Source organism: Pseudomonas sp. B8(2017) (assembly GCF_002113575.1).
Lineage (GTDB): Bacteria > Pseudomonadota > Gammaproteobacteria > Pseudomonadales > Pseudomonadaceae > Aquipseudomonas > Aquipseudomonas putida_Z.
In genome coordinates this window covers 1-11,425 of sequence record NZ_NEIO01000009.1, presented here as the reverse complement: position 1 = coordinate 11,425, position 11,425 = coordinate 1, and the positions used below count along the sequence as shown (strand labels likewise).

10 protein-coding genes are annotated in these 11,425 nt (G+C 56.5%); 4 read left to right on the top strand and 6 right to left on the bottom strand.

What is annotated here, in order from left to right; translation table 11 throughout:
* Window positions 1-9: 9 nt before the first annotated feature.
* Window positions 10-1,455 (bottom strand): ATP-binding protein, encoded by a 1,446-nt coding sequence (locus tag CAG22_RS14800; RefSeq protein ID WP_085705750.1) that lies wholly within the window; start codon window positions 1,453-1,455, stop codon window positions 10-12.
* Between the two features lie 52 nt (window positions 1,456-1,507).
* Window positions 1,508-3,160 carry a DNA cytosine methyltransferase gene (locus CAG22_RS14795; RefSeq protein WP_085705680.1) on the bottom strand — a complete coding sequence of 551 codons (1,653 nt, stop codon included), beginning with the start codon at window positions 3,158-3,160 and terminating at the stop codon, window positions 1,508-1,510.
* A gap of 29 nt (window positions 3,161-3,189) precedes the next feature.
* Here CAG22_RS14795 and CAG22_RS14790 point away from each other — a divergent pair, with 29 nt between their 5' ends.
* Complete coding sequence (locus CAG22_RS14790; protein ID WP_085705679.1) at window positions 3,190-3,621, top strand: very short patch repair endonuclease; 432 nt, start codon at window positions 3,190-3,192, stop codon at window positions 3,619-3,621.
* A 2-nt stretch (window positions 3,622-3,623) separates the two neighbouring features.
* Here the strand turns inward: CAG22_RS14790 and CAG22_RS14785 are convergent, their stop codons facing one another.
* Window positions 3,624-4,697, bottom strand: a complete 1,074-nt coding sequence (locus CAG22_RS14785) for a hypothetical protein (protein ID WP_085705678.1) — start codon at window positions 4,695-4,697, stop codon at window positions 3,624-3,626.
* A 322-nt stretch (window positions 4,698-5,019) separates the two neighbouring features.
* On the opposite strand from CAG22_RS14785, the gene CAG22_RS14780 reads away from it, so the two are divergent.
* Entirely contained in the window at window positions 5,020-5,787 is a 768-nt protein-coding gene (locus tag CAG22_RS14780) for a hypothetical protein (protein ID WP_085705677.1), read from the top strand.
* A gap of 114 nt (window positions 5,788-5,901) precedes the next feature.
* On the opposite strand, the gene CAG22_RS14775 is transcribed toward CAG22_RS14780, so the two are convergent.
* On the bottom strand, window positions 5,902-6,165 hold the full coding sequence (locus CAG22_RS14775; protein WP_085705676.1) for a DUF3077 domain-containing protein: 264 nt from the start codon (window positions 6,163-6,165) through the stop codon (window positions 5,902-5,904).
* Between the two features lie 165 nt (window positions 6,166-6,330).
* Window positions 6,331-6,573, bottom strand: a complete 243-nt coding sequence (locus CAG22_RS28745; RefSeq protein ID WP_085705675.1) for a hypothetical protein — start codon at window positions 6,571-6,573, stop codon at window positions 6,331-6,333.
* Window positions 6,574-7,103: 530 nt separating this feature from the next.
* Between CAG22_RS28745 and CAG22_RS14765 the strand changes: the two genes are divergently transcribed.
* A complete protein-coding gene (locus tag CAG22_RS14765) occupies window positions 7,104-7,772 on the top strand; it encodes an HD domain-containing protein (protein ID WP_085705674.1) in 669 nt (222 codons plus the stop codon).
* Window positions 7,773-8,539: 767 nt separating this feature from the next.
* On the opposite strand, the gene CAG22_RS14760 is transcribed toward CAG22_RS14765, so the two are convergent.
* Entirely contained in the window at window positions 8,540-9,577 is a 1,038-nt protein-coding gene (locus CAG22_RS14760) for a sensor domain-containing diguanylate cyclase (RefSeq protein ID WP_085705673.1), read from the bottom strand.
* A gap of 213 nt (window positions 9,578-9,790) precedes the next feature.
* Here CAG22_RS14760 and glsB point away from each other — a divergent pair, with 213 nt between their 5' ends.
* Entirely contained in the window at window positions 9,791-10,699 is a 909-nt protein-coding gene (gene glsB / locus CAG22_RS14755; RefSeq protein WP_046614057.1) for a glutaminase B, read from the top strand.
* Window positions 10,700-11,425 lie beyond the last annotated feature (726 nt).

Genomic DNA, 11,425 nt, shown 5'->3' with positions numbered 1-11,425 from the left:
CTAGCTCCATTAGATATTGTCGGGAAGGGAATCCACCAACGAAGGAAAGGCATGGAAAGGCTCAGTAATACGCAACTGGGCTTTTGCCGAGGCAGGAGAATAGCCTTTTTTCTTTACAAAGCTTCGATACATGATGTTTAGAACTTCATAAACCTCTTCGGGAGGTGTCTGATCGAATCCGGTAGCAGGGGTATCCTTGCTTTCTGCAGTGTCGATCCATATGCGTTGAACAGGCACAGTTTCCTCGATTACACGCAGCATCGCCTTGATCTGCGGCAGCAGCATGCCAGCGTCATCCAAAACTGCCCGAACCGCTGGGTGTTCGCTGTCGACCCGATAGCGCACACCGCTGGAAAGGTGCTCGACCCTCCAAGCTTCGATCAACTGTCTGTTGCCCATCAGCGTAGGTTTCCCACGGTGAGCAAATGCTCGTCTGGCACGGCTCCTTGTTTCCTCTGCGAGGCCGGTAAGCCAAGATCGAAGATATACAGGTGGTCGTGCAGTAGATTTGCGAATATCAATCTTCCAATCCGCATCAGCGGAGTTGGGAATATCAAGACGAATGCGTGCAAGCCTGTGCGCCTCGTCTTTCGTCCATGATCGACCGGAGCCTAATCCGAGCCAGCTGCCTGCCACGAGAAGTCTTTCGTTTCGGTAGACATAGAATCCTTGCTGTGCAGTCCATCCCTCTGGGCCTGACAGATTATCGAATTCGAACGGAGTGAGCCTGTCCTTGTGGGGTAACACGTGACATTCAGCCTCTATTCCAAATGCGGAATGATGTCGAAAGGGCGGGGGGTTGAACGGTTTGGCCGGGTGGCCGCTCATGAAAGGGTCCCATGGTTTTACAGGGCGATCATTGAGCAGAATCCTCAGTCGAGGTTTGCTTCCTTCCAGATAGCGGTGAAACACCATCCCCAGGTGCTGTTCCACCTTGTCGGCCAAGTTGAGGAAGTCTTTGACGGTACTCCCTTTGGTCACAATTCTATCCAGCAGCTCCCAGAGTACCAACGTGCCGGATGATTGCTTCGATAGCATGGAAATATTCGCTTCGGACCCCGGGTGGGGGCCTTCCAGAAGATGCCATCCATCATCTGCACTGCTCGCAAGAAAATCGAGATCCCACCGCAGGCAGTGCACTCCTTCTACGGCTTTAGTTGCTACGGTCAGGCGTCTGCATTGGGAAAATGAGGCCGTCTTGAGTCCCATTCCGAAGCGGCCGAGATCCGCCGAGGTGCGCTCCTCCAGTGGGTTACGCTCCCCGAGTCTCATTGCTCGATCAAGCTCTGACTCTGTCATGCCCCTACCGTTGTCCAGGCAAGAAATCAGGCTCGCCTCATCTGCCCAATCAAACTTCAGTCGAACTTCGTTAGCTCCAGCAGCAATGCTGTTATCGATGATGTCTGCTAGCGCCGTTTGAACGTTATATCCTAGCCCACGAAGCGCTTCGACCATCGCACTGGCTTTGGGGGGGGCGCTGCGGGTCTTGAAAGGGGATGGCTCCACATCAACTCTCCGTTTCGAACATGCGGAACTGCTTGATTGGCAGCTTTACCGGATTTCCCGAGCTCTTGCCATTTTTCAGAATTCTTGCAACGACATCGGCAATTTGCCGCGCCAGAAGTGGTGGCACCGCATTACCGACCTGGTGAAACTGCTGCGTTCGGTTACCTAGGAAAAAATAGTTATCCGGGAATGTCTGCAGTCGCGCGGCTTCGCGAACAGTCAGGCTGCGGCATTGCTTGGCATCGTAATGGATGAAATAGTGGCCATCCTTTGCGATGTGGCTGGTGATCGTTGTCGATGGAATTCCAGCCCGCTGTACTCTGAAGCGATCGCTGAACTTCCCTGTCTTCCAGTTTTTGTGGTCAGGTTCAAGACCTGGCAAATCGAAGTCCTGATGACCCTTGGGGGAGCCCTTCTTGACATCGGCAAAGACCGCTGCATAGACGTAGCGACGAAGGTCGGAGCTCATGTGCCCCCGGGCTTCGTGATTGAGCCAGAAGCGAAGTCGAGGATCGTGAAGCCATGCATCGAGATGAGTTCCGGTTTCGCCACTCCATTCCGGGCGTTTCAGCATTCGCAGGCCACCATTTGTCCAGCCGTTGCTGCTAAAACTGTCAGCCATTATGCCAAGTCGGCGCGCCAGCATGACGCCGCTTGCAGTGTCATGGTTCTTGTCATTGCATGATCCGGCCAGCTCTGCGAGATGTTGCTTGACCACGTCAGCCCAGAGCTCAGGAGAATCTGCCTGGCGAGTCAATGTACTGCGCAGGGGAGGCAGATTTCCGATGACTTGGTCAATGCTGGGAGGCGCGGTCTCGAGCAGCTTGTGATCAGCTACTGCGCCCAGATACTCCTCGGAAACACCTAGCAGAATCACTCGATGTCGGGCTTGAGGTATTCCGAACCTCTCTGCATGGATGATGTAATTTGCAGGGGATACGCTGTCCGGATCCGCTCCGCTTTCGTAGATGTCATCAGTGACAAGCGAGCAAATGCGATACTTGGGCCCAGTAGTGCTTTCACCGAAGGCGGCGTCCGGATCTGCCAGATCGCGCAAGATCTGCGGAAACATCTGATTGCCACCCACCGTCGATGACAGGATGCCTTTGACGTTTTCCATCACGAAAATGGCGGGTCGTTTGCGCTGAATGATCCTCAGATACTCTCTGTACAGGAAGTGCCTGTGATCATTTTCTGCTCTGTAATCGGATTTGGCCTGGTTTCGGGCACGCCCCATGATTGAATATGCTTGGCAAGGCGGGCCGCCAATCAGGACCCACGGCTTGGACTCATCGAGGCGATGCTCCAAAAGACCATCCAGTTTGTTGTTGCCTTCTGGAGTTCCCAGTTCGATTTGCTGTGCTTCATTGTCAGCGTGTTTCCAGGCGGAATGGCTGCGTCTGGTGTAAGGATTCTCCACATCTGCGGTCTCGCAGAAGTGATAATAGTCCTCAAGAGCTTCCGGGAATTCGCGCTTGAGAAGTCTGTAGAACGCCCGAAGTCGGAGTGTCGATCTTGCGGATGTCTCCATTTCGGCTGAAACCTTGATTTCAAAGGTTTCAGCGCCATCGCTCAGGTGAGAGGAAAAACCTTCTCCAAGGCCTCCAGGCCCTGCAAACAGATCCACCACCTGGATGGGATAGGTACGACTCATGAATTCACGCTGCTGTAAAAGGGAGATGAATGGATATCGTTGACACGGCAACCCGATCTCGCATGATGGCTGGTATCAAGGGGCGAAACACACGACCTGAGATGATCGTACGGCGCTTCCTCCATGCCAACGGTTACCGATTTCGGCTTCATCGCCGGGACCTTCCGGGAAGCCCGGATATTGTACTCCCCAGATTCAGAACCTGTATATTTGTCCATGGATGTTTCTGGCACCGCCATGATGGCTGTCGTTACGCCACTACCCCCAAGACTCGCGCAGACTTCTGGCAAGCGAAATTCACCCAGAATGTCGAAAGAGACGGTCGTGCCAGGCGTGCGCTCAGAGCAGATGGATGGAAAGTGCTCACAATCTGGGAGTGCGAGCTTAGAAGCCCGGCCAGAATTCTCGGGCATGTGTTGGAGTTCCTCCGAGTCCAAGGGGAGGAGCTTGACAATCTCTGACGTCACTCGAGGTTGCCGTCCATGGCGGCCAGAACATCCTGGACCCACGTATGGCATGCCCAGCCACCTGACTTGGTTTTTTCAACATAGCGGCTCAGCGTTCCTGTAAGGAGGGCGTTGATCATTCCGCGCGGAATGCCGGTGAACTCCTCGGCATGTGAGCTTTTGTCATCAGGGTTGTCGGCAAAATACCTTAGTACCTCAAGGGCTGCCTCGCCTAGCCCAGCAGTTTTCTCGACAATGAACGCCAAGTGTGGTGAGGGTAGCGCCGAGCTTCTTGCAGCAACGGCAGGCGCGGACGCCCGAGGTCCAGGATTATTTTCCAGGAGCAACGGAGACTCGGTTTCAGCATCACTGAGAACGTCCCTGTCAGCTGTGGTAGGGGCGATAATCCTCCAGTCGTCAGCAGCGGGTAGCTCGCCCAGGCTTTCGATGCGAAGCCCAGTTTCTAACGCTACATGAGAGCCGATCAGCTTTTGTGTTTTTGTAGCAAGGTCGCGCAGCTCGGAGTCGTCTGCCTCGGTTGCATTCCACCCAAGCTCAGGCTGCCAGTCGAATGACCAGTCTTCATCCCCTGCTATTGCGTCTGGCAGCTCTCCGAAATTGACGTCCGCCGAGTCGAAAAATGAAGCGTCCTCTACCTCAGCATGATTGTGCTCGGAGGTGGAAGGAGTTAGGTCGGCATGTGACCGGCACTGATGATGCAGCTCAAGGAAGTCCATGAGAACTTCCTTTGCAACAAGCTTGAGTCCCAGCTGCGCGAGCGTTGCTATGGATATCACGGTAGCATCAGGCACTTCTGGAAAACTGGACCGCAGCAGAGCTGTACAGTCAGTCAGACCTACGGTCAGAGGTTTTTCGATGAGGTCTAGGAACGGCCTGAGGTCAGCAAGCAGCGCTGCATTCTCCAAAGTCGCAGGCATTTCAGGTAATGCATCGACATGGATGCAACCATCTTCAACGGGCCATTCTCTCCGTCGGTACCAAACGAAGAATTCCCCATCGACGTTCTTATGCGTCCGCGTTATTCGGTCAATCTCACGACCGGCCATCATGACCCGCACCGTCAATTCCATATCCAACTGCCTGAAACAAGAAAGTTTGCGCTGTGGTGGCGTTGTGCCAATAATGCCAACGATAGCTTTCCGAGTACAGCGGTTCGCTCTCGTGAGCGATCAAAGGCAACCGCTGGAGGGCGGTCATGGCAGGTCAGAAATGAGCTTTGGCATCAAATGTCTGAGTAGTGCTCCATCCGTGCTGTCCAGCGTCGGGCTATCCATACCAAGGACAATCAGGTGCCTGTGGTGCAGGGGCGGGGAAGTGTGGGGCTTGCGTTGATCAGACCTACCTCGAACGCCCCACGAAAAACTCGAAATCACTTTTTTCGTAGGAACATGGATGCCAATCGATCAAAAAAAACAACTTCAATCCATCAGCCAGGCTCAGGCTCTGATCTCCGATTGGATCATTCCCGATGCTACTAGCCAGCACAATCAACTTTCACAGTTGTTGAGTCTTTTGGAGGCGACTGATATCACCAGTCAAGGGCAACCCTCTCTGGAGATTGATTCGAGCTTGTTGCCACCAGCCCAGAAGGTTGCCTATGACCTGCTGCGCAAATACAAGGTCCTTATTGACCCGAGTACGCTGAGCGAGTCGGCAATAGCTCGGCTTAGAGCGCGAAAAAACTATCCTCGTGGGGATGAGAAGTCGACGCTGCGAGAGTGGGGGGATGCAGTGCTCGGTTATGGGGAGCAAGTGAATTTCTTTCTGCCATGCGAGCTCCGACGAAATACCCAGTTGGGTACCGTGCAGCGGATGACTCGCAGGGCCGGTGACTTGATAGGTGCCCTCGTGGCGTCCGTACAGCCAAAGGCTGTGGGAGTTGCTTGTGGGGAGCAAGGTGAGGGGCTCGCGACTTCGTCAGCCAGTCAGGAAGAGGAGCGCAAATCAGCTTTTCAGGCGGAAAGGGATGTGATCATGGACGCAGACTACGGTGGGCTGCAGTTGCTGGAATCGCTGAAGCAGCAGGCAGAGCAGCGCTGGTCTCCGGTAATTCAAGCTTGCATCAACGAAGTCGCCCAATCTGGGGGCATGGGGAGCGAGTCGGAAATGATGATCCGCTTGTTGGACCGTCTCGATCATTTCAATCGGCGCAATGTATAGCTTTGTTTCTCGTAGTATGACTATTCACTTGAAGGTCTCGGAATGGGAGGTTGAGATGCCTCCGGCGCTGGGCTTTGCCCAACTCTCGAAGGCGGTGCTGAGATAGTTGACTCTTCAGCGCATCATGCCCAACTCGGCATCATCCATCAGCGCCTTAGCCAATGCGCAGAGGTAATGCGAAGCCCAGATCAGCTGGGGTTTATCTTCCATCAAGCCGTCCAGGGTCATATCCCGTGCGTAGCCCATAAGCTCCGAGGCTTGTTCGCGGGCGCTCTGGCAGGGGATTCCTGCTTCGATGCGGAACAGCGGATGTGTCTGGTTTTCACCTTGGTAGAAGGTGGTTTTGCCGACGGTGAATTTGGCTTCTTCTGTGGACATTGTTTTATCTCCCCGAAATCTCTAGTGCTTGGTTTGGCCTCATCGCCGGCAAGCCAGCTCCCACAGGTACTGCACAGGTCTCGAGATCTGTGGTGCAGCTTAGATCTATGTGGGAACCCGGCTTGCCGGCAATAGGGGCAGCCCGAGCGACACATCAATGAAGCCTTAGTGCAAGGTCCTAGGCTCAGTGGGCATCTGCACCTGGACTATTGCGGACTCAAGCAAAGCTCGCAGCGTCTCCAGCTCGTGCATCGAGGCCATCATAAGAATCGACGCAGGCGATTTGGGCTGCAGCAGCATTGCCTGATGCACGACGGTCGCCGCGCATAGCGCGTAGTCCGTGGCCTGGATCAGGGTATCTTCGAGGGATTGGAGAGTGTGGGGTGGATCAGGAACTATTTTAAGCATCGTACTGTGTTCTCGGTGGGGCCACCGCCAGCCCGCTGTCAAACGGAAAGGTGGCAGCTGTGCATGGGTTGACAGACCGGCGAACACAGAAACCGGCGCACGCGAGCGTGCCCCATGCACAACCGCCATAAACGGGTATGCACTGTGTATCGTCGCGGCCTGTCAAAGCCGGTCGTTGATATGCAACGACGGACCGAGACTAGAACGCTGAAAAAACGACCGCAACGAAAAACAGGCGCAGGGAGTATCTTTGGGAAATGGCCTACAAGGAAGGGGTTAATTCTGACTTTTTTGCCCGTTCACCTTCACAGCCTGCAACGCTGGCTGCTCTGTTAACGGTTTGTGGCTCTCAAAAAGCTTTCCACTCACGAATCCCTGTATCCAGTTATGTCGCGATGCCAACCAACGGTCCAGCATGGACTTTCGCCACTCGAGCCTTGAAACTGACCCGCTCGCATCTGGACCAAGGCAGGTCACGGGCCAGCCCCCTGCAACGGACGCCAAGTAACAGCCCATGGAATGCACCGAAGATGACTATCGAAGCTTTTGCCCTTTTCCAGCGCTTTGCCACTGACCTGCTGAAGTATCTACCAGCTGACCAGCCAGATGGCTCCCACGACCTGTCCCATATCCATCGCGTATGGGTCAACGCGCAACGGATACAGCGCGTAGAAGGCGGCGACCTGGAAGTGCTGCTCGCAGCGACTGTGCTGCATGATTGTGTCGCAGTAGAAAAGAACTCGCCCTTGCGTGGGCAGGCGTCAACGCTGTCCGCACAAAGGGCGGCGTCAATCCTGGCTGATATGGGCTGGCCCTTGCAGCGCATCGAACAGGTGGCGCATGCAGTCAAAACCCACAGCTACTCGGCTGGCTTCGAACCACTCACCCTTGAGGCCAGGATTCTTCAGGACAGCGATCGCCTGGACGCCATAGGTGCAGTGGGTATCGCCCGGTGCTTTTACGTTTCCGGGCGAATGGGGTCGGCGCTGTACGATTTCGAGAACCCCACTGCGTGGGGGAGGGAGTATCAGGACAAGGCGTATACGGTCGAGCACTTTCATACCAAGCTGCTCAAGCTTGCGTCAGGGTTTAAAACTGCTGAAGGGGCTCGGCTGGCTGCTGAACGTCATGCTCGGCTTGAAGTGTTTCTTGCGGATTTCATGGATGAGATCGGGGCTGGCGGGGCAGGGGTGAAGTGACGGGGCTTGGGACGATTGGCAGGTTTTTTGGGCGTGAGTCAGATGTATTGGGACTGCCCACGACTGGATCGATTTTGTGGGTGGCTTTGGGGAAGTAGCCAGGCCCTGAGGCGGGTAGCTGTGGTGTCATGGGCCTGAGTGTTCTGTTTGGGCGGGGAAGAATTTAGCGTGGGCATGGCACCGGCTGCGCCGGTGTTCGCGGCTGAAGCCGCTCCCACAGGGGGGCTGCTAATTCAGGGAGATATTTGCAGTTTTTGAGGGCGGGTTTGTTCGTGAAGACCTTGTCGGCGATGCCATTCGCTGTGTTGGAGTCCTCGTGGGTATGTTGGACCGCGGCGGCGCCGGTCCCTTAGAGGCTGGGGCCGTGCTTACCGGTTGAGCTATCTGTGCGGCAACGCACCTCTGGGCTGGGCCTTCTTGTAGTAGGTTCTGCTGATCGATGAGTTGTGTGCAGTTTTTTTGAGCGGGTTTACAGTGGATGGCACGGGCTGCGCCCGTGTTCGCGGGCGCGCCCGCTCCCACAGGGATCGCGCCATCTTTTAGATTTTGAGCAAGGCATTTGCTGCCACAGGGATCGCGGCAACATTTAGAGTTTTTGCAAGGCAGTTGCTTTCACTGGGGACGCGCAGGGTTTGAGTGCTGTGTTTGCGGTTTTTAGATGATCCAGCTTTGGCGGCAAGGGCATGCCGAGCGGGGCGGGCTCTGGGGAATGAACAGCCGGGCTGACGTGCGAGAAGAGATGCCGTACAGCCCGGATCGTGCTCGTCTCAGAGAGGCGGCACTACATAGATAACCCGATCACGCCCATTCTGTTTGGCGGTATAGAGCCCCTTGTCAGCGCGTTCCAGTGCGTCATCCAGCGTTTCACCTTTGGCGAACAGGGTGCACCCTATGCTTAGGGTTACCTTCAACTGACCACAGGGCAACTGCATCGGGCTGGCACCCACCTGTTCGCGAATCCGCTCAGCAATCCGCGTCAGTTCTTCGCTGTCTTTAACATGCAAAATAGCGACGAACTCCTCACCCCCATGGCGCACCAGCAGGTCATCGGGGCGAAGTGCTGCGCGCAGGCGGCGGGCAGATTCGCAAAGCACTTTGTCACCGCCTCCATGGCCGTACTTGTCGTTGATGGATTTGAAGTGATCCAGGTCGGCATAAACCGCACCCAGTTGTGAGCCGTTCAACTCTGCCAATCGCCGTTCATGGTCTTCAAACGCCGACAGCGCGCCGCGGTTCCATAGTTGCGTCAAAGGGTCGAGCAGGGCTTTGCGTTGCTCGCGATCCATTTCAAGCCGCAGATCGCGGTTTACCTGGGCCAAGGTACGCAGTTGCAGATATCCCTCGGCGAGCGTGGCCAGGTCCCTGAAATTCGCTTGTTGAGCCTCGCTGAGCACGCGCGGGTGGGGATCGAACATGCACAGCGTGCCGATGGCTTTGCCGTTACCTGCACGCAAGGGGTGGCCGGCGTAAAAGCGGATGTAGGGCGGGTTGAGCACCAGCGGGTTGTCGATGAATCGCCCGTCGCACTTGGCGTCGGGCACCATCAGGGTACCCTCGCCGAGAATGGCGTAGCCGCAAAAGGAAATACTGCGCGTCGTCTCGCTTGCCTCAAGCCCTATGCGGGCCTTGAACCACTGTCGGTCCTGGTCGATCAGGCTGATAAGCACAGTATCCACATGGGCCAGGTCCTGGGTAAGCCGCACCAGGGTATCGAGGTAATGCTCGGCTGGTGTATCGACCAGGTTCATGTCATCGAGCGTGCGCTGGCGAAGCGCTTCGTCTGCGGGTAAAGGGCAAGCTGGCATCGTTGGTCCTCCATTACCTGGTTGGCTGCTGTTGCACCTGGCGGGGGCGCGTTTTCTATACCGTCGAAACAAGCACAGCATAGGTTATAGCGTGGAGCCTTGGACTGCAGGTGCGGCTGGCCATTTCTTACCGAGAGTGTGATTTCTTTCGCTCGATAATCGTCAAGATTGCTACCCCTTCGCCGTCGTCTGGGGACTGATACAGGGCCTTTCATGCAAACGCTGTTGAACGAGATTCTCGAAGAAGTACGTCCCTTGATCGGCAAGGGCAAAGTGGCTGACTACATTCCTGCGCTGGCCGATGTGCCAGCGAACCAGCTGGGCATCGCGGTCTATGGCAACGATGGCAGCTATTACTGCGCAGGCGACGCCCTGGTGCCGTTCTCGGTGCAGAGTATTTCCAAGGTGTTCAGCCTGGTGCAGGCGATTGGGCACTCGGGGGAGGCCATTTGGGAGCGGCTTGGCCATGAGCCTTCCGGCCAGCCGTTCAACTCGCTGGTGCAGCTGGAGTTCGAGCGTGGTCGGCCGCGTAATCCTTTTATCAATGCGGGGGCGTTGGTGATCTGCGATATCAACCAGTCGCGCTTCGCTGCACCCACGTTGTCGATGCGCGATTTCGTGCGGCGGCTATCGGGCAATCCCCATATCGCGATTGATGCCCGCGTTGCCGACTCGGAGTATCAATTCCGTGCGCGTAACGCGGCCATGGCTTACCTGATGCAGTCGTTCGGCAACTTCCATAACGAGGTGGAGACGGTGCTGCGCAGTTATTTCAGTTATTGCGCGCTGCAAATGAACTGCCTGGACCTAGCCCGGGCGTTCTGTTTCCTGGCCAATGATGGGTTCTGCAAGCACAGCGGTGAGCAGATTCTGACCCGGCGCCAGACCCAGCAGGTGAACTCGATCATGGCCACTAGCGGGCTGTATGACGAAGCAGGGAATTTCGCCTATCGGGTGGGGTTGCCGGGCAAGAGTGGCGTGGGGGGCGGGATTGTGGCGATCGTGCCGGGGCAATTCACCGTGTGCGTGTGGTCGCCGGAGTTGAATGCGGCGGGTAACTCCCTGGCGGGGATGGCGGCGCTTGAGTTGCTGAGCTCGCGGATTGGGTGGTCGGTGTTCTGATCGGCGGACTCGCTTGTTGTGCGATGTGGCGGTGTGGCGGTTTGACTTACCTGTGAAGAATCCAACGCGGTGTATGGCACCGGCTGCGCGGTGTTCGCGGGTGAACCCGCTCCCACAGGTACTGTGGCTGCGTTGAGGGTTGTGGTGATCCTGTGGGAGCGGGCGTGCCCGCGAAGAATGCGACGCGGTGTATGGCACCGGCTGCGCCGGTGTTCGCGGGTGAACCCGCTCCCACAGGTACTGTGGCTGCTTTGAAGGCTGTGGTGATCCTGTGGGAGCGGGCGTGCCCGCGAAGAATCCAGCGCGGTGCATGGCACCGGCTGTGCCGGTGTTCGCGGGCATGCCCGCTCCCACAGGTACTGTGGTTGCGTTGAAGGTTGTGGTGAGCCTGTGGGAGCGGGTTTACCCGCGAAGAATGCAACGCGGTGTATGGCACCGGCTGTGCCGGTGTTCGCGGGCATGCCCGCTCCCACAGGTACTGCGGCTGCGTTGAAGGCTGTGGTGAGCCTGTGGGAGCGGGTTTACCCGCGAAGAATGCGACGCGGTGTATGGCACCGGCTGCGCCGGTGTTCGCGGGCATGCCCGCTCCCACAGGTACTGCGGCTGCGTTGAAGGCTGTGGCGATCCTGGACTGCCCCCAAGAAGTTGGACACCAATCCAACCCGTGGGGGATCTATGGGTAAATACACAGAGCAGTTCAAGCTCACGGCTATCACCGCTTACCTA